The organism is Pseudomonas sp. ok266, assembly GCF_900110195.1.
GTDB classification, from domain to species: domain Bacteria; phylum Pseudomonadota; class Gammaproteobacteria; order Pseudomonadales; family Pseudomonadaceae; genus Aquipseudomonas; species Aquipseudomonas neuropathica.
Window position 1 is genome coordinate 419382 of sequence record NZ_FOCU01000006.1, and the last position, 18384, is coordinate 437765.

At 58.9% G+C, this 18384-nt stretch carries 14 protein-coding genes; 3 read left to right on the plus strand and 11 right to left on the minus strand.

Features of this window, described 5'->3' with window-relative positions; genetic code table 11:
- Nucleotides 1–51 precede the first annotated feature (51 nt).
- Nucleotides 52–1710 (plus strand): phosphoethanolamine transferase, encoded by a 1659-nt coding sequence (locus BMY54_RS13955; protein ID WP_093433510.1) that lies wholly within the window; start codon nucleotides 52–54, stop codon nucleotides 1708–1710.
- Between the two features lie 127 nt (nucleotides 1711–1837).
- Here the strand turns inward: BMY54_RS13955 and BMY54_RS13965 are convergent, their stop codons facing one another.
- From BMY54_RS13965 to BMY54_RS14015, 11 genes are all read right to left on the minus strand, one after another.
- The gene (locus BMY54_RS13965) at nucleotides 1838–2116 is read right to left on the minus strand and encodes a DUF971 domain-containing protein (protein WP_093433516.1); all 279 of its coding nucleotides are present in this window, start codon (nucleotides 2114–2116) and stop codon (nucleotides 1838–1840) included.
- Entirely contained in the window at nucleotides 2113–3075 is a 963-nt protein-coding gene (locus tag BMY54_RS13970) for a HEAT repeat domain-containing protein (protein WP_093433519.1), read from the minus strand. The genes BMY54_RS13965 and BMY54_RS13970 overlap by 4 nt, the downstream gene beginning before the upstream one ends.
- Nucleotides 3072–3920, minus strand: a complete 849-nt coding sequence (locus BMY54_RS13975) for an ABC transporter ATP-binding protein (protein ID WP_093433522.1) — start codon at nucleotides 3918–3920, stop codon at nucleotides 3072–3074. Before BMY54_RS13975 ends, BMY54_RS13970 begins: the two co-directional genes overlap by 4 nt.
- Nucleotides 3920–4699, minus strand: coding sequence for an ABC transporter permease (locus BMY54_RS13980; protein ID WP_093433525.1), 780 nt, complete (start codon nucleotides 4697–4699; stop codon nucleotides 3920–3922). The genes BMY54_RS13975 and BMY54_RS13980 overlap by 1 nt, the downstream gene beginning before the upstream one ends.
- A gap of 358 nt (nucleotides 4700–5057) precedes the next feature.
- Entirely contained in the window at nucleotides 5058–6482 is a 1425-nt protein-coding gene (locus BMY54_RS13985) for an ABC transporter substrate-binding protein (protein ID WP_175559601.1), read from the minus strand.
- Nucleotides 6483–6758: 276 nt separating this feature from the next.
- On the minus strand, nucleotides 6759–7004 hold the full coding sequence (locus tag BMY54_RS13990; protein WP_003225615.1) for a 4Fe-4S dicluster domain-containing protein: 246 nt from the start codon (nucleotides 7002–7004) through the stop codon (nucleotides 6759–6761).
- Nucleotides 7005–7030: 26 nt separating this feature from the next.
- Nucleotides 7031–8761, minus strand: a complete 1731-nt coding sequence (locus tag BMY54_RS13995) for a fumarate reductase/succinate dehydrogenase flavoprotein subunit (RefSeq protein ID WP_093433530.1) — start codon at nucleotides 8759–8761, stop codon at nucleotides 7031–7033.
- The gene (locus tag BMY54_RS14000) at nucleotides 8758–9510 is read right to left on the minus strand and encodes a GntR family transcriptional regulator (RefSeq protein WP_093433532.1); all 753 of its coding nucleotides are present in this window, start codon (nucleotides 9508–9510) and stop codon (nucleotides 8758–8760) included. Before BMY54_RS14000 ends, BMY54_RS13995 begins: the two co-directional genes overlap by 4 nt.
- A 221-nt stretch (nucleotides 9511–9731) precedes the next feature.
- Nucleotides 9732–10700, minus strand: a complete 969-nt coding sequence (locus tag BMY54_RS14005) for a Gfo/Idh/MocA family protein (RefSeq protein ID WP_093433535.1) — start codon at nucleotides 10698–10700, stop codon at nucleotides 9732–9734.
- 10 nt (nucleotides 10701–10710) lie between these two features.
- Nucleotides 10711–11598 carry a Dyp-type peroxidase gene (locus BMY54_RS14010; RefSeq protein WP_093433538.1) on the minus strand — a complete coding sequence of 296 codons (888 nt, stop codon included), beginning with the start codon at nucleotides 11596–11598 and terminating at the stop codon, nucleotides 10711–10713.
- A 185-nt stretch (nucleotides 11599–11783) separates the two neighbouring features.
- Nucleotides 11784–12881, minus strand: a complete 1098-nt coding sequence (locus tag BMY54_RS14015) for an AraC family transcriptional regulator (protein WP_093433541.1) — start codon at nucleotides 12879–12881, stop codon at nucleotides 11784–11786.
- A 210-nt stretch (nucleotides 12882–13091) separates the two neighbouring features.
- On the opposite strand from BMY54_RS14015, the gene BMY54_RS14020 reads away from it, so the two are divergent.
- Nucleotides 13092–14039: a SphA family protein gene (locus BMY54_RS14020; RefSeq protein ID WP_093433544.1), complete on the plus strand. Its 948-nt coding sequence runs from the start codon at nucleotides 13092–13094 to the stop codon at nucleotides 14037–14039.
- Nucleotides 14040–14308: 269 nt separating this feature from the next.
- Nucleotides 14309–18160, plus strand: coding sequence for an Ig-like domain repeat protein (locus BMY54_RS14025; protein WP_139213407.1), 3852 nt, complete (start codon nucleotides 14309–14311; stop codon nucleotides 18158–18160).
- Nucleotides 18161–18384: the final 224 nt, after the last annotated feature.

Here is an 18384-nt window from a genome sequence, read left to right on the forward strand (position 1 = left end):
AGTTACACGCGCAACCGCGTGGTTTTCTATTCAAGTAGAGGAATGTTTGACATGGCTTTGGGCAACGGACTGCGTTTACCGTCCATCACTCCTACCCGACTGGTGCTGCTGTTTTCCCTGGCGCTGGTGGCGTTGTACAACCTGGCGACCTGGGAGGCGCTGGGCACCCTGATCACTTTGCAAGGTGCGCACAAACTGGCGTTTTTCGCCTCGTTCGCGCTGTTTTTGTGGGCCGCGATCACCCTGCTGCTGACCCTGGTATCGTTTCGCTGGACACTGAAACCGGCGCTCACCCTGGTCGCCCTGCTCTCGGCCTGCGCTGCCTATTTCATGAACGAATACGGCATCACCATCGACACGGTGATGATTCAGAACGTCTTCGAAACCAACCCCGCCGAAGCCACCGCGCTGTTCAGCGGCAAGCTGTTGGCTTACCTGCTGCTGCTCGGGGTGTTGCCGGCGGCGCTGATCTGGCGCTGGCCGGTGAGTTATCGACCGTTCTTTCGCGGCCTGCTCAACAAGGTGCTGGTGATCATCGCCTGTGTGCTGGTGATCGCCGCCTCGGTGGGCGCGTTCTATTCGACCTACGCGCCAATCTTCCGCGAAGAAGACAAGCTCACCCACTTCATCAACCCGACCAACTACATCTACGCGATCAGCAAGTACACCAAGCAACGCCTTGGCATCAAAAAACATTTCGTGGTGCAGGCCATCGGCGAAGACGCGGTGATGAGCGCCAACGCGGCCAGCCGCGAGAGGAAATCGCTGATGGTCTTCGTGGTCGGTGAAACCGCCCGCGCCGATCATTTCTCGCTAAATGGCTACGAGCGCGAGACCAATCCCGAGCTGAGCAAACTCGACATCCTCAACTTCACCCAGGTGCATTCCTGCGGCACGTCGACGGCCGTCTCGGTGCCGTGCATGTTCTCGATGTTCCCGCGTGAGGATTACAGCGACAAGAAAGGCAAAACCTACCAAGGCCTGCTCGACATTCTCCAGCGTGCCGGCGTGCAAGTGCTGTGGCTGGACAACAACAGCGACTGCAAAGGCACCTGCCTGCGCGTACCGCATCGCGACATTTCGAAGAATCAGCCGGGGCCATTCTGCAATGGCAACAACTGCCTCGACGAGGCGCTGTTGCAAGGCCTGCAAAGCTACATCGACAGCCTCAAGGGCCACGCGATCATTGTCCTGCACGCCGATGGCAGTCACGGCCCGGAATACTACGAGCGTTACCCGAAAGAGATGGAGCGCTTCAAACCGATCTGCCACACCAACCAGTTGGGCAGTTGCAGCCGCGATGAACTGGTGAACGTGTACGACAACACCATCCTCTACACCGACCATTTCCTTGCCAAGGTCATCGAACTGCTCAAACACAATCAGGATTCGCTGGACACCTCGATGGTGTATGTCTCCGATCACGGAGAATCGCTGGGCGAAAACGGTTTGTATCTGCACGCGGCGCCGTATGCGCTGGCACCTGAAGCGCAGACGCACGTGCCGATGGTGATGTGGTTCGGCAATGGCACGCTCGCCAGTGAAGGGATCGATCGCGGTTGTTTGCAAGGTAAGACCGGGCAGGCCGATCTGAGCCACGACAACCTGTTCCACTCGGTGCTGGGGCTGTTTGATGTGAGGACGTCGGTGTATCAGCCGGGGCTGGATATTTTTCATGGCTGCCGGCCTTCGATGACGGCTGCCCAGTAACTCGCAGACACTGCAAAACCCTGTGGGAGCGAGCTTGCTCGCGAATACGGTAGATCAGTCAAAACAGATGTCGACTGACCCGCCGCCTTCGCGAGCAAGCTCGCTCCCACAATTGATCGTGGTGAACCTATGGGCTGAGGTTTGCCAGATAGGCCCACGGGTAAATGCCGCGTTGATGGCCGTCGCTGAAGATCAGTTGCACGCCGTAGCCCTGGGGGTTGAGTTCGATCAGGCGCACGCGATCATCCACCCGTGGTGTCATGCCTTTGAGGCGAAACGCGCGGCATTGCGAGCACGGGCACTGGCGGCGCAGTTCGGCGTGATTGAGCTGTTGTTCGCGGCCGTCCGGCCAGCTCAAGCGCAAGGTGCCTTCGCTTTGCGAATTAGCCATCGACAGCGGGTTCATTGCAACTGACTCAAGGCGATGCGCACGGCTTTGCGCACCTCCGGGTCGCCGTCGTCCTGCGCGGCCTGCAACGCGGCCACGGCGCCGCGATCATGCAGTTCGCCCAAGGCCAGCGCGGCCTCTTTTCGCAGGTTGCTGATGCGATGGCCGAGGGTGTCGATCAGGGCGTCCAGCGCCGGGGCGAAACGCAAACGGCCGAGGCTGCGAGTGGCGCGCAGGCGCACTTGCCAATAATCATCGCTCAAGGCTTCGACGAGCGCGGAACCAGCGTCAATGTGGCCGACCTTGCCCAAGGTCGTCGCGGCTTCTTCGCGTACTTGCCAGGCGTCATCCCGCAAGGCCTGGCGCAGGGCTGGCAACACTTCGGCGCTGGAGGCCAAACCCAAAGCGCCAGTCGCAGCACGGCGTACTTCGGTGTCGGGGTCAGCACTGGCCAATCGTGCCAGCGCGGGCAATGCGTCGAGCTGCTTGAGCCAGCCGAGCACGCCCACGGCTTCACGACGAACGCTGGCGTCGGCATCGTTCAGCGCCGAAACCGCTGCCGGCGCGGCGGCGGCGAAACGCAACTCACGCAAGGCACGGAATGCGGCGATACGCACGCTGACGTCGGCATGATCGGTCCACGGCAAAATCACCTGCCCCGCCGCTTCCGTTTTGAGCAAGCTCAGGCTCTGCGCGGCGGCCGATTGCACGGCGAGCGACGGGTCGGTCAAGGCTTCACACAAGGCCTGCACGACGTCCTCATCCTCCCAGGCCTCCAGCAAACGTGCGGCTTCAGCGCGAACTTCTTCGGCGGGATCTTGCCTCAGGCGATCAACCAGCCAGAGCAAGCCATCCGGTTCTTCCAGATCCGCCAGATCAATCAGCGCAATGCGCCGCACACCGGCGTCTTCAGCGGCGAGGCGCGGTTGCAGATCGAGAATGTCCTGGTTATCGGTCACAGCAAAAATAGAGGTCATAGGGCAAATCGCGGCAAAGGGTTTTCGGGAGGCAGGCCGAGCGGGTTGAGGCGCGGCAGCGGTCGGCCGTTGTCGTGGCGCAGCAGATCGAGGCAGTGGCGTTTGAGTCGGGAGAATTCGGGGCTGGTGACCAGTTCGCTGGTGCGTGGCCGGGCGAAATCCAGGCGCAAGTCTTCGATGATTCGCCCCGGTCGCGCGCTCATCACCAGCAAGCGGTCAGCGAGAAACAGCGCCTCGTCGATGTCATGGGTGACGAACACCACCGTGGTGCGGATCCGCGTCCAGATGTCCAGCAGCAGTTCCTGCATGTTCAGCCGGGTCAGCGCATCCAGCGCGCCGAACGGTTCGTCCATCAGCAGCAAGCGCGGACGATTGACCAACACTCGGGCGATCTCGACGCGTTGCTGCATGCCGCCGGAAAGCTGATCGGGCCAGCGTTCGGCAAAACCTTCGAGGCCGACCAGTTTGAGGATGTCATCGGCGGCGCGGTGGCGCTCAGCCTTGCCGATGCCACGCATTTTCAGGCCGAAAGCCACGTTGTCACGCACCGTGCGCCACGGAAACAACGTGTGGTGCTGGAACACCATGCCGCGCTGTGGAGACGGCCCGGACACCGCCGCGCCATCGACTTTCAGACTGCCGGCATGCGCACTCAGATGCCCGGCCAAGGCGCCGAGCAAGGTCGATTTGCCACAACCAGACGGACCAAGAATGCACACGAACTGGCCCGGCTCAATCTGGCAATCAAGTTCGCGCACGGCTTCGAACGCTTCACGCCCTGCGCCGAGGACGATGGACAACTGGCGAATGTCGATCCGCCCTTCCGGGGTTTGCATCACGCTCATCAGGCTTTTCCTCGCGGTCGATGCCAGGGCGTGAACAGCCCGCCGAGGCGTTTGATCAGCAGGCTGCTGCCCATGCCCAACACGCCGATCAGCAGCATGCCGACGACGATGTCGGCGTAGTTCTGAATCGTGTAGGACTCCCAGGTGTAATAACCGATGCCGAACTGACCGGAGATCATTTCCGCGGTGACCAGACAGAACCATGAGGTACCCATGCCGATCGCCAGGCCCGTGATGATGCTGGGTGCGGCGCCGGGCAGGATCACTTCCAGCAGGATCGCCCGGCGCCCTGCCCCGAGGCTTTTCGCCGAGGCGATCAGGCGTGGGTCGACGCCTTCGACGCCGTGTACGGTGTTGAGCAGGATCGGGAACAGCGCGCCGGTGAAGGTGATGAAGACCATCGACAGTTCGGAGGATGGGAACATCAGGATCGCCAGTGGAATCCACGCAACGGCGGGGATTGGGCGCAGGACTTCCAGCGGTGGCAGCAGCAGGTCTTCGGCCCATTTTGAACGGCCGATGGCTAAACCGAGGGCGATGCCGATCAGCAATGCGGCGAGGTAACCGGCGAAGACGCGGCTGAGGCTGGCGGTGAGGTGTTGCAGGAGTTTGCCTGAGTCACCGAGGCCCAAAGCGGCTTCGAGCACCGCGATGGGTGTCGGCACGTTGGCGAAGGTGACGAGGCCGAGGTTCCAGTGGTGGCTGGCGGCGAGTTGCCAGAACAGCAGGCAGAGCAGCAAGGAGGCGGCTCTTGATGTCCAGCGGATGGGTGTTTTCATCGAGTGGGTTTCCGGTTCTGGATCTGTGTGATGGCTGATATTTACCCCCCTCACCCCAGCCCTCTCCCCCCAAGGGGGGCGAGGGGGAAAGGGAGCCGATCTTCGTGCTTTTCAAAACTTGAGTTCGACTCGAAAGGGAGCCGACCTGCGTGCTTTTCAAAACCTGCGTTCGACTCAAAAGGGAGCCGATCTTCATGCTTTTCAAAACCTGCGTTCGGCTCGAAAGGGAGCCGACCTGCGTGCTTTCCAAAACCTGCGTTCGGCTCGGTATTTCAGGTCGGCGTAGCGAGTCCAAACACCGCGGTCAGTCCCCTCTCCCTCTGGGAGAGGGCTAGGGTGAGGGGCTTTTGATCTTTAATCAGCGAGCAGCAACCGCTTGGGTCGTGGCATCCGTAAAATCGAAAACCTTGCCACCCTGCGCCGACGCATATTGCTGAGCCTGCCCCTTAAGCAAAAACGCACTCAACCGGCCCTTCGCATCACTGGCAAACCACGCCTGCTCAGCCAACAACTTGATCCCGCTGTCACTGGCCTGTGCATACACGGCACGGATGTTTTTGCCTTCCTGCTTCAACGCCGCCAACGCAGTGAAAGCGGCCTCGGCGGAGGCATAGCGGCGCACTTTGTTCTCGCCGCGCACCCAGATTTCCGCGACATGACTGAAGTCAGTAATTGCTTTCCCCGTCGTCGCATCCGTAGCCTTCAGTGGCGTCTGTGCGTAGTTGGCCAGCTGCGCCGTGTAGTCCAGACCCGACGCCTTGAACGCGGCGCGGATGTATTGATCGTCGATGAACGTATTCAGATCGAGGCCACGATCAGCCTTCTTCAACAGCTTCAACGTATCGATGGCCGTACCAACCGCCTGACGATATTCCGGCTTCCAGCTCAAGTCGCGGGTCTGCACGCCGAGCGGGCCGTGGAACAGGTAATTCACTTCGGCATCGACACCGGTGACTTTGGCGATCAGTTCGCTGTACTTCTCAGGCTCGGCGGCGAGCAGTTGATTGGCCTCGATGCTCGCCCGCAGGTACGCGACGACGATCTCCGGATACTTCTTCGCATAAGCCTGATCCACCAGCGCACCGTGGAACGTCGGCGCATTGGCCTGAGCGCCGTCGTAGATCTTGCGGGCGAAGCCCCGGCTCGGAAACAGCTCGGCGAACGGCACGAAATCAGCGTGGGCGTCGATCTTGCCGGCCTGCAACGCCGAGCCGGCGACTTCTGGTGGCTGGGCAATGATGTTGACGTCCTTGAGCGGATCCCAGCCCTGCTCCGCCACCGCACGCAACAACATGCCGTGGGCGGTGGAGGCGAACGGCACGGAAATGGTCTTGCCCTTGAGTTCGCTGAGCGATTGCACGCCGGACGCACTCGGCACGACGATGCCGTTGCCGCTGCCCTTGATGCTGCCCGACAACACGCTGATGAACAGGCTGTGCTTGCCGGCAGTTTCGAACGCAACACCGTTGAACGCACCGGGGAAATCGGCCATGGCGCCGAAGTCTAGTTTGCCGGCGACCATCTCGTTGGTCAGTGGCGCGCCGCTGGTGAAGTTTTTCCACTGCACGTCGTACTTGGCGTCTTTGTAAGTGCCGTCGTGGGGCAGGTATTTGTCGAGCAGACCGAGTTCACGAATCAACAGACCGCCAGCGGCGCAATTGATGGTGGTGTCCTGGGTGCCGATGGCGATGCGGATGGTTTCGGCTGAGGCCGACAAAGTGAACGAAGCCAGTACCAGACCGGCGATTGCTGCACGCAACATGAGTGTTTCCCCTCGAATCATTTATTTGAGTTCGTCTCCGCCGCGATCGGGGCGCGGTGGGAAACGAGGGGTTTTCGGTGAATCCAGCGTCCGGGGTTGTCGGATGGCTTTGGGTTGTCTGGGGTGGCCTCTTCGCGAGCAAGCTCGCTCCCACAGGATTTCTGGCGAATTCAATTTGTGCAGTAACTCGATCCACTGTGGGAGCGAGCTTGCTCGCGAAAGCGGAGTATCAGTCGACATCATTGCGCAATGACCCACCGCATTCGCGAGCAGGCTCACTCCTACAGGGATCGGGTTTCAACGCAGGAGATAGGGGATGTCGACCTTGACGGCGCCGGTCGGGCAATCCTTCTCGCACGGCATGCAATACCAGCATTCGTCGAACGCCATATAAGCCTTCTGCGTCGCCGGGTTAATCGCCAGCAAGTCCATCGGGCAGACGTCGACACACACGGTGCAGCCCTTTTCGGCGATGCATTTGTCCTCGTCCACGGTGACGGGGGCGTTGGAGCGGAAGAAGATTTCCTGAGCTTGATAGGCCATGGTCCGGATTCTCTTTTAGGGATGCATCAAGCGGCGAAAGCGCCAACCCGCAAGCGGTCGTACGCCTGCATTTCTTCGGCATCGAGCGGAATGATGTAAGGCTCGACGGCTTTCTTGAAACTGGTCATCCGGCCGTCCTCGTCCTTCTTCAGATGGCAGTGGCAGAACCATTCACTGTCGTTGCGCTGCGGGTGATCGACGCGATAGTGGTACAGGCCCCAGCGACTTTCGGCGCGAAACAGCGAGGCGCGTGCAGCCATTTCGGCGCAGTCGCGAATCACGCTGGTTTCCATCGCGCGCATCAGTTCATGGGCGTTGTTGGCCTTCATCTGCTCGAGATCGCGCTCGATGTCGCTGAAGCGTTGCAGGCCGATCTGCATTTTCCTGGTCACTTTCGGCGGTTGCAGGTAATCGTTAACGAAGCGCCGCAGCTTGTACTCGAGCTGCGCCGGCGGCAGACCGTGTTCGCGATCCAGCGGGGCGTAGACCCGGGCCTTTTCCTTTTCGATCTGCGCGGCATCCAGCGCAGAAAACTCGCGACCGGCGACAAAATCTGCGGCGTTATGCCCGGCGAACCAGCCGTAGGTGAACGCGCCGAGCATGTAATTGTGCGGCACAGCGGCCATGTCACCGGCCGAATACAAGCCTTTCACCGAGGTCTCGGCGCGTTCGTTGACCCACACCCCGGAGGCCGAGTGACCGCTGCAAAAACCGATTTCGGAGATGTGCATTTCGACCATTTGCGTGCGGTAATCAGTGCCGCGATTGGCGTGGAACTGGCCGCGACTCGGGCGCTCGTTGCTGTGCAGGATTTCCTCGATGTTCTGGATGGTTTCCTCGGCCAGGTGATCGAGTTTGAGAAAAACCGGGCCGTTGCCGCTTTCCAGTTCCTGGTGGAATTCCCACATCATCTGCCCGCTCCAGTAGTCGCACTCGATGAAGCGTTCGCCCTTGTTGTTGGCGGTGTAGCCACCCAGCGGACCGGTCACGTAGGCGCAGGCCGGGCCGTTGTAATCCTTGATCAGCGGGTTGATCTGAAAGCACTCGAGGTTGGCCAGTTCGGCACCCGCGTGATAGGCCATCGCGTAACCGTCGCCAGCGTTGGTCGGGTTCTCGTAGGTGCCCATCAGGTAGCCCGACGAAGGCAGACCGAGTCGTCCGGCAGCGCCACAAGCGAGAATTACAGCCTTGGCCTTGATCACATGGAAATCGGCCGTGCGGCAATCGAAGCCCATCACACCGTTGACGGTGCCCTCCTCGTCAGTCAGCAACCGCGTGCAGACGAGACGATTGGTGATGCTCACCCGCGCACGTTTCAACTGCCGATAGAGGACTTTTTTGATGTCGTGCCCCTCCGGCATCGGCAGCACGTAAGCACCCATGTGGTGGACTTTTTTCACCGCGTAATCGCCGGTCTCGTCCTTCTCGAACTTCACGCCCCAGCGATCAAGCTGTTCGATGGTTTCGAAGCTGTGGGTGGCGTAGGCGTAAACGGCGGCCTGATTGACGATGCCGTCGTTGGCGATGGTGATTTCCTTGGTGTACTGCTCGGGCGTCGAGTGGCCGGGAATGATCGCGTTGTTCAGGCCGTCCATGCCCATGCTGATCGCGCCGCTGCGTTTGACGTTGGCCTTGTCGACCAGCAGCACGCGCAAGTCGCGGTTCTTTTCCTTGGCCTTGATCGCGGCCATCGGGCCTGCGGTGCCACCGCCAATGACGACGATGTCGTATTCCTGTTCGAGCACGTTGCGGGTCATGCCTGCTCCCCTTTTTGCCGGTCGATCCGCAGGCGGTACTGGAACGCATCGCCACGGTAGTAAAGGTGTTCGAAGTCCAGCGGCTGGCCTTGCGCGTCGTGGGTCAGACGCTCGATGCGCATGATCGGCGAGCCGGCCTCGACGTTCAGCGCCTGGGTCAGATCGCTGTCAGCCAGCATTGCGTCGATGGCCAGATCGGCGTGACCGAGGGCGATGCCGCAGTCGTTTTCGAGGATCAGAAAGATGTCGCGGGTGACCAGATCGGCCTTCTCCAGCCGCTCGCCGACGGCTTTGGGCAGGTAGGTGATTTCCAGCGAGATCGGTTCACGATTGATCAGGCGCACGCGTTTGATCTGCGCGACGATCTCGTCCTCGGCGACTTGCAAACGCTCGGCGACACGCTTGTCGGCCGGGATGAATTTGAAGCTGCGCAGGCGGTTGATCACCTCGTAGCCACGCCCGGTCATCGACTCGGCGAGGCCTTGCAGGCTGCTGACGTTCTGAAAGGTTTTCGGTTTGGCGACGAAGGTGCCTTTGCCGTGGATCTTGAAGATCAGCCCTTCTTTTTGCAGATCGCCCAGCGCCTGGCGCACGGTGATGCGGCTGACTTTGAACAGCGCACCGAGTTCGCTTTCGGAGGGCATCTGGCTGTCTTGCGGGTATTCACCGTCGAGGATCCGCGCACGGAGGACGTCGCGCAGTTGGGTGTGCAGCGGGACACTGCTTAGGGAGAGAACGTTATCGGTCATCACGGGATCACTTGTCATAACGAGTTATGACGTGATCTTAGAGATGTTATGACAAGGTTGAGAAATATTGTTTGGGCATAACCTTAGATGCAGGACACACGCGATTCCCTGTGGGAGCGAGCTTGCTCGCGAAGGCGGTGTAACAGCAACCAAATTATTGACTGACAGGACGCTTTCGCGAGCAAGCTCGCTCCCACAGGGGACGGTGTACACATGGAGGATCAGTGGCGTTTGAGGATCTGGTCCATGACCCAGTCGGTCTTGAGCGCTTGTTCGGCGACGGCGGGGTGTTGTGAGTCGCCACGAATGTGCGCATTCATGCCCAGCACGTGATGCCACTGGATGTGCTCGTGATGGGGGATTTCCAGGCTGAGGTGTTCATCGGCATGCAACTGCACGGGATGCTCATCAAACACCGAAAAACTGATCCGCCCGAGGCTGCCAATGATCTCGACCCGATCCTCACGCCGATCCGCGACAAAGCTCCAGCAGCCCATGCCCAGCGCCCCGGAGGCGAACCGCCAACTGGCGCTGACGGCATCTTCCGCTGCATACAAACCGGCCTGACGCGCGGTGAATCCAGCGACTTCAACGATGTCACCGAGCAGGTACTGAAACAGGTCAAAGCCGTGGCTGGCCAGATCGGCAAAGTAACCGCCACCGGCCACTGCCGGATCGGTGCGCCAGTTGTCGCGACCGTCCAGATCCGCCGGCGAAGGCGCCTTGGTCAGCGTCCAGCTCAAGTGCCGTACGTCACCGATGCACCCCTCCTCCAACCATTGCCGCACCTGTGCAAAGCGCGGCAACGAACGGCGGTAGTAGGACACGAACAAGTGCAAACCGGCGTCGGCAAACGCTTTTTGCATCTCGCGACTTTGCCCGGCATTCAGCGCCATGGGCTTTTCCACGCAGCAATGTTTGCCGGCCGCAGCGACTTTCAGGCTGTAGGCGTGGTGGCTGTCGGGCGGCGTGGCGATGTACACCGCGTCCACCTCGGGATCGTTGATCAGTGCATCGACGTCGGTGTAGACCCGCTTGATGCGGTGGCGCGCAGCGTAGTCGGTTACGGCTTCGAGGCGTCGGCCCATTACCGCCACCAGCGCCGAACCGGGCGCCTTGTAGAAGGCCGGCCCGCTCTTGCGCTCAGCGACGCTGCCACAACCGATCATGCCCCAACGCACCACGTCCATGTCTCTTCCTTTAGCCGACGCGCAAGGCGCGCAGATCAAGGTGGCCGTCCTTGAGCGGCGGGCACCAGTAGTAGCCGCCAGTGATTGGGCGGCTGATGCGATAGAGGCCATCGGTGATGCCGTCTTCCAGGCCGCTCATACGGCGCAGTTGCGCTTCGAAGGCATCCAGCGAGAAACCGAAGGCGAGGAACATCAGACCGGCACGATCACCTTCGATCCACGGCATCGAGCGGCGCACGACGAACGCTTCTGGGGCAAAGCTTTCCTGCGCGGTGCGTTTGACGTGGGCGGAGACTGGCGCGTCGTCGATCTCTTCGTTGTCGCTGAGGCGACGGCCCATGATGTTGTCTTTGTCCTCGGACGAGAGTTTGTGGAAACCCTTGAGGTCGTGCTGCCATTGCTGGATCGCGGCGAAACTGCCGCCGACCATGCCGTCAGTGCCGGCACTTTGCAGGGCGGCAGCGATGGCGGCTTCGTCGTGGGGGTTTTCGGTGCCGTCTTCATAGCCGGTCAGGTCGTGGCCGTCCTTGTGGCGGAAGGCTTCCTGCATCTCGACCAGACGCAGGGCTGGTGCGAGTGCGGCTTCGAGAGCGTTGCAGCGGTTGAGCAGTTCACCACGGTCGACGCCGTGCAGCCACACCCACAGTGCGTGCTGGGTCGACGGGTTCTCGACGCCAACGCCGGTCAGCGCCGGGAAGCTGCGCAGGCCGCCGATCTGCACGTTGAGCGCCTTGACCAGGGATTCACCAAAACCGATCACCGCCGACTTGCCGTCCACCTGATTGAGCAGGCTGTCGAGCGCCTGCGGCAGGGCTTCAACCGACTCAAGGGCGAAAAACAGGTGACGCGCTTGCGCAGGAACAGGGGTGGCGAGAATGCCCGGCTGGTAGTAACTCATGTGAACTCCTTGGGAAAGTGCGCGGGAGTTTACCTGTGGCCGGAGGGTTTGTGTGGGTTTGGATGGAAGTCAAAAGCACCCTCACCCTAGCCCTCTCCCGGGGGGAGAGGGAACTGATTGGGGGATATTAGAGATCTACACCGACTTGAGCGTGCATCGGTGAATCCATAATCAACAAAGACCTTTCAGGTCGATGTATGACGCAAGACACTGCGGTCGGCCCCCTCTCCCTTTGGGAGAGGGCTGGGGTGAGGGTTAGCGTCATTACGCCAAGCGCTAGGGCTCAGCCCCGTCCAGCGCTTGAACGCCCGCCGGAAACTGCGCACATCGCTGTAGCCCACCTCTTCGGTAATCCGTTCAATCGGCATATCGGGATTGGCCAGCAGACTCAAGGTCCGTGCCTGCCGCACTTGCTCCAGCAACGCCTCAAACGTCAACGCATGCTCAGTCAAACGCCGGCGCAACGTGCGACTGCTCATGTTCAAATCGCCGGCAATCTTTTCAATGTGACTGCCGCTACTCAAATCCCGGGCAATCGCCCGCTCCACCGCTTGAATCAGATCGAGCTTCTGATGCACCTGCGCTGCTTCCAGCTCCAGCAATGCAACGGCCTGACGCAACGCCAGCGAATGATGATTAGGCAGGTGCACGTCCAGCCATTGCCCATCGATCAGCATGCGATTGTGCAGGCAACCGAAGCGTACATCCGGCCCCAGCAGGCGGTGATATTCGGCCAGGTAATCCGGCGCGGCATGCACAAATTCCACGGCAATCGCCTTGAACTCGGCCCCCACCAGTGCGCGGCCATACACCAGCAAACTGGCGAAGAACTCCTCGACCGCAAACACCTGCACGTCGGCAAATGGCAAGCGGCATTCAGCATCGAGATGCACCTGCCCGCCGACCACATCGACGCTGGAAACGACGATGCCGCCCGACGTGTGCTGGTGACGAATGCCGAGGGCAAAGGCATCGCGCAAGGTCTTGCACAGCGACAACACGTGCCCGAGCAGGCCCAGCGTACCGAGTACATTCTGCGCGCCGACCCACAGCCCCAAACCCTGATTGGGCAGCACTTTGAGTGCGCGCTGAATCATCGCCACGGCCTGGCGATAGGAAATCCGCTGCGCCGGATCCTGCAGATCCTCAAGGGTGAAACCCAGCCCACGGCACAGGCTCTGGGAATCGATTCCTCTGTTCTGCACGACTTCGGCGAGGGTTTGCAGGAGGAACGGCGAGACCAGCGCCAGTTCGAAGGTCGGGTCTTGGACTTTTACGTTCATGGGGCTGACATTCCGGATCACGCTTGATTGTTATTTTTGTAACCGGTTGTGTCGATGGAAGTTAGCACAAGGTTTACGGACTGTCCGCAGATGCCCCCCTCAGTGTCCGCCAATACCCTGCCCCAACGTACGCCAAACGCTTATTTCTAGCGTACCGGCGCTCCGAGCGACCGGTACCAGGTCCCAATCACAATAATAATGAGGACAGTCATGAGCCAGAACCGTGCAACATCCTTCTTGCCGCTCGCCCTTTTCATCGCAGGTTGCACCCTGACGTTGCCCGCCCTGGCCACCGAAGCCGGGGTCGACAACATCGGCACCGGCACCGACGGTTTCTTCATGCTGCCGCTGGAAGTCGACAGCCTTCCGGAGAACATGGTCGCGTTCAACCTCTACTACAACCATTACAAGGCGACCAGGTTCAACATCAGCTCGCTGGGTGGCAAGGTGCCGAATGTCGAAATCGAATCCACCGCGGTGATTCCGCGTCTCGATTATCTAAGCCCGGTGCGGATATTCGGCGGACGTCTGGCGGGCTACATCGCCCAGCCGTGGTTGAAGCAGGAAGTCTCGGTGTTCGGCCTGAGCGACACCCGCGAAGGCATGGGCGATACCACCTTCGCGCCGATCATTCTGTGGGACATGGGCAAAAACCTGACCCTCGGCGCCGCCGTGGAGGTCACCGTGCCCACCGGCGAATACAGCGTCGATCGGCTGGCCAACACCAGCAACAATTTCCACACCTACAAACCGCTGTTCTCGTTCACCTGGTTGCCGACCGACAACACCGAAATCTCGATGAAGACCACTTACAGCTTCAACGAAAAGAACAAGGACACCGATTACAAGTCCGGGCAGATTTTCCACTTCGATTATTCCGCCAGCTACAAGATCACCGACGACCTGATGCTCGGCGTCAACGGCTACTTCCTCAAGCAGACCACCGACGACAAACAATTCGGCCACACCGTGCAGTTCGCCGGGCAGGACGTCGATGACGGCGTGCGCGGCAAGGTCTTCGCGATTGGCCCGGCGCTGCACTTCACCTTTCTCAAGTACGCCAGTGCGGAGATTCGCTGGGCCAAAGAGTTTGATGTGGAGAACCGGCCGGAGGGGGAAATGTTGTGGGCGAAGGTGAGTATTCCGTACGCCTTTTGACCCTGCCAGATTGCGCTCAGAAGCGAACAGTGCTCAGACGGGCGCCGAATAAACAGACTTCTCCCGCACCTGACCGTCCGTCTGAAAACCGCTTACCCCTGTCAGATCTGACAGTAGTCAATGAGCAATCGATGGGACTAAAAGGGAATCACCCGTTTTTTCCCTTTCAGGCGGTGTTGCTCATGACTACTTTCAGACTTTTTCGACTTCCCCCACGCAGAGACTTATGCGTCACACCGTTGCAAATCTATCCGGTGTACATCGCTGACATGACTCAGCCGGTTGTGAATGGCGACGGCGGTATCAACTTGGCAACATTCGAAAATTCCGAGGCTGGCATATTCAGTATTATCGACCCTTACCTCGGGATGGGGACTGGTGATGAAATCGAGATTTTCTGGAACGGCAACGTCATTCTCGAACTGAAAATAAAGCCCGAAGATGTCGATGAAAGATTGTTCTTCTTTCTCCCGACCACTGAAATTACCCCCGGTTACTCCGAGTGTTATTGCCAGGTGACCCGTTCAGGCGAACCGCTGCCGGATAATCCTTCTGCCGTATTGACGCTGTTGGTCAAATTGAATTTGCCCGCAGGCGAGGATGAAGAGCAGCATCTTCCCTGGCACTCACACCTCGACATTGTCGGGTTGCCGCAGGATGTCATCGACAATGGTGTCAGCAAAGAATGGTCGAGCAAGGGCGTGCCCATAACCATCAAGCGCTATCGAGAGATTACGCTGCGCGATGTCATCTGGGTGCGCTGGGGCAGTGTTCTTCTGACCCCGCACGTAGTAACAGAAGCCGAGGCCGACGGCACGCAAGAAATTGTCATCACCGCGTCGCCCGGTGACATCCTGACCGGCGGCGATGGCAATTCGTTGCCGATCAGGTACGAAATCCATGATGAGGTCTGGAACTGGTGCGAGAAATGGTCGAAGGAGACTACGGTTCAGGTGGATGCCGGTGCTGCTCGCCTGGACCCGGCCTTTTTCGAAGATGCCGATGATGGCGAGTTCCATCTCGATCGACTGGACCATCAGGCGACCAACCTGCTGATCCGCCTCGAAATCAATAAAGAGTTCACCACGGGCGACACGATCGTAATCAATGTCGCCGGTGTCGGGGGCACCGGAACAGCGCCTCGTACTCTGACCGAGGAAGTCACCGTCGGCAATCTGCCCTACATTCTCGAGTTCCCGATCCCTTTTGCATTCGTCAGTCTCTTCGCCACCGGAACGCTCGATGGCTCCTATGTACTGCACAAAAAAAGCGATGGCTCGAAGCTCTATTCCAAACGCACCTTCGTCAAAGTGATAGGCAACCCGGCACTGTTGCCGGCGCCGGTCATAGAAGAGGTTATCGGCGCCATTTTGCCTGGGGACAGCAAAACAGCGACCGTATTAATTGCCTACCCGAGCCTTAAAACCGGTGACACGATCAACATGATCTGGGAAGGCACGAAATCAGACGGCAGTGCCTATGTGTATGAGGAACTGTATGACGTCAGCAGTAACGATCAGGAGGCAAAGCGTATTTACATCACTGTGTTGCAAGAGCACATCCTCGCGTTGAACAACGGCAGCCTCAAACTCTATTACCGGGTGTACAACGACGATCCTGCCGATTATGGACTCAGCGAGTCTGACTTTTTGCGGGTCGAAGTACGCGCACTCCCCGCCACACTACCAGCCCCCGATGTAGAGGAAGCCAAAGATGGCGTGATCGACCCGACGCTGGTGTATACCCAGGCCCATGTGCTGATCAAACCGGTCAATTGGATGAAGGGCGACACGCTGACGTATCACTGGATTGGTTACACCTTTGATGGCTCAACCAAAGGCAGCATACCCATCACTGAGTTGTCGATCGACAAGACCGCGCGCTTTCGGGTGGATGCGCAATACGTGACTACCAACATCGGCTTTCCGGTCACAGTGATTTACACCCTGCTGCATGCCGCCACCGGGAAATACAGTTACTCAGCACCGTTGCGGGTAATCGTCGGGGTTCCGCTGGGTCGACTGCTTCCGCCTGTGGTCATTCAGGCCTCCGACGACACCCTTGATCCGATGGATGCGCTCAACGGTGTCGATGTCGAATGCAGCTACGACACCATGGATGAGAAGCTGGATCAGTTACGTCTGTTATGGACAGGTACGCCCGGCCCCGGAACATCGGAGGACCTCGAAAAACCCGCCGAAGCTAACGGCACTGTCACCTTCCACCTCCCCGCCTCTGTGGTGGGTGCCAACATCCTGAGCACTGTATCGGTCAAATACGCTGTGCAGCGCCATAAGTTATGGACGCAATCAGAGGAATTGCCGCTGAACATTCTGGGTTTCCAGGACCCGGAAAAAGACTTGCCTGCGCCCGAAGTTCCGCAAGCCGTCAATGCCGTTCTGGATCTGATGGAGTTCAGCGGCGACGCCGATATTCTGGTCAAACCGTGGCCCTTCATTGCCGAAGGGCAAGTCGTGGATCTCAGTCTTGTAGGTCGTGCCAGTACCGGCGTCCACATCATCGAAGTGCTCAAAACACATAGGATCAGCAAGGAGCAAGCCGTCACCGGGCTTAATGAACCGTTGCTCAGGTCTGATGTGCTGAAGTTGCTCCACAGCTCTCCAGCCACCGTGACATGCTCGGTGATATTCAATGGCAGTGAGGATGCAGCAGTCGAATTTCCGAACCTGCCTTTGACGATACGCACACGCTACGACTACGTAACACCGATCATCACCAGTGTGAAAGATCCGCAAGACAAGGAGATTCCAGAAGCGACCGTGACCTACGACAAGCGCGTGAAAACTCAGGGTACCGCCACTCGGGGGGAAAAAGTCCGCGTCATGATCAACAACGCCCCACAAGACATAGTCGATGTCATCGCTCCCGGGACCTGGGAGTTGACTACTGGGGATTTGCTCGAAGGCTTGCAGAGCATAACGGTTGAGGCTTTGTATGATGCCGACCCGCCAATCAGTCAGCCACGAACGTTCACCATTGGTATCGCCACCCGGCCCAGTATTACCGCGGTCAATGACTCACTGGGGCCGGTCGCCAATAACGGAACAACCTACGATACCGAAATTGCAGTGGTCGTCTCAGCAGATCCGAATCAATCGGTGCAGCTTTACAATGGCACCAATACTATTGGCTTGCCTGTTTCCCTCGACGGTGATGGCGTCGGCGCAACTACATTGACTGATCTGACGGGTACAACATACTCCCTCAAAGCCAGGGCGATTTATGGTGATCAGTTGGAGTCACCAGTTCATAACTTTACTATCAAGCCGCACGACGCAATAACGCTGACCTCAATCAGGCACTCAGGAGGTGAACTGGTAGAGGGAGGAAGAACCTATGACAGCTCGGTCACTCTGACGGGCAAGTTCACTCCCTTATATGACGTACAGGTTTACGATAATGGCGGCGAGAAACAGATCGTGCCTACCGGCCAAAACGGTACCTGGACAACCAGTCACGCTATTGATACTGGCGAACATGCGGTGTACGTCAAAGCGCTGTCAACGAACCAGAAATCCGATACCCGAAATTTCAGAAGAGATCCCATTCCACCGTTGTACATTGACACATCCACCGCTTATCTCAGTGGATACATGGTCAGACATACCAACAGACCCGTGACCAATCCTCCCGCTGGAGCCTATTTAACTCGAGGCGCCAGCGGTGGCATACCGCCCTATCGCTATAGCACTGACAATACAGCCTATCTCCAGGTCGACGTTTCAACAGGGAGAGTGATTGGTGTACGTAATGGCGGTGCTCGCGTGATCGTTACAGATAGTCGAGGATCTACGGCGTCGTATTCTGTTTCTGTTCAAAACGTCTGGTACATCGCCAATTACGGGGGCGGCCGCCATAACCTGGCAACCATGTCAGCAACAGTGAACAACGCTGGAGGCCAATTTCCAGCCATTGGCGACTACAACAAACTGCGCTCAGTGTACGGAGGGGATCCAGGTGGGTATTCCTATGACTTCTACTGGGTAGCTGACAGACACCAATTGGGATCCCATTGGTTGCTACGCCCAGGAGACGGGGTTGTTTATGGGTCAAATGACAACGGCAGGGTGGGCTGTATCGGCGTCCTGTTACGGACCTGATCAAAGCCAATCGCTGACAAGCAACGGACAAATGAGCATTCATTTGTCCGTTGCTTTTTAAAGGACTAAGTCAATGAACTGGAACGCTTAGGCACCCGCAGCTATTACCGCTCGTCGTAAATAGTTTTCACCTGTCAGATCTGACAGGTGCGCATTTCCCGGTTTTATCCCCTAATCACTCCATCGCCCCACCTACGGCAGGAGTGCCCCGCGATGCTCATCCA

Excerpts from the sequence above, each read along its gene's own strand:
- BMY54_RS13995 (WP_093433530.1), bottom strand. The coding sequence starts at position 8,761 with ATGACCCGCAACGTGCTCGAACAGGAATACGACATCGTCGTCATTGGC.
- BMY54_RS13985 (WP_175559601.1), bottom strand. The coding sequence starts at position 6,482 with ATGATTCGAGGGGAAACACTCATGTTGCGTGCAGCAATCGCCGGTCTG.
- BMY54_RS14025 (WP_139213407.1), top strand. The coding sequence starts at position 14,309 with ATGACTCAGCCGGTTGTGAATGGCGACGGCGGTATCAACTTGGCAACA.
- BMY54_RS13970 (WP_093433519.1), bottom strand. The coding sequence starts at position 3,075 with ATGACCTCTATTTTTGCTGTGACCGATAACCAGGACATTCTCGATCTG.
- BMY54_RS13955 (WP_093433510.1), top strand. The coding sequence starts at position 52 with ATGGCTTTGGGCAACGGACTGCGTTTACCGTCCATCACTCCTACCCGA.
- BMY54_RS13990 (WP_003225615.1), bottom strand. The coding sequence starts at position 7,004 with ATGGCCTATCAAGCTCAGGAAATCTTCTTCCGCTCCAACGCCCCCGTC.
- BMY54_RS13965 (WP_093433516.1), bottom strand. The coding sequence starts at position 2,116 with ATGAACCCGCTGTCGATGGCTAATTCGCAAAGCGAAGGCACCTTGCGC.
- BMY54_RS14015 (WP_093433541.1), bottom strand. The coding sequence starts at position 12,881 with ATGAACGTAAAAGTCCAAGACCCGACCTTCGAACTGGCGCTGGTCTCG.
- BMY54_RS14010 (WP_093433538.1), bottom strand. The coding sequence starts at position 11,598 with ATGAGTTACTACCAGCCGGGCATTCTCGCCACCCCTGTTCCTGCGCAA.
- BMY54_RS13975 (WP_093433522.1), bottom strand. The coding sequence starts at position 3,920 with ATGAGCGTGATGCAAACCCCGGAAGGGCGGATCGACATTCGCCAGTTG.
- BMY54_RS14020 (WP_093433544.1), top strand. The coding sequence starts at position 13,092 with ATGAGCCAGAACCGTGCAACATCCTTCTTGCCGCTCGCCCTTTTCATC.
- BMY54_RS14000 (WP_093433532.1), bottom strand. The coding sequence starts at position 9,510 with ATGACCGATAACGTTCTCTCCCTAAGCAGTGTCCCGCTGCACACCCAA.
- BMY54_RS14005 (WP_093433535.1), bottom strand. The coding sequence starts at position 10,700 with ATGGACGTGGTGCGTTGGGGCATGATCGGTTGTGGCAGCGTCGCTGAG.
- BMY54_RS13980 (WP_093433525.1), bottom strand. The coding sequence starts at position 4,699 with ATGAAAACACCCATCCGCTGGACATCAAGAGCCGCCTCCTTGCTGCTC.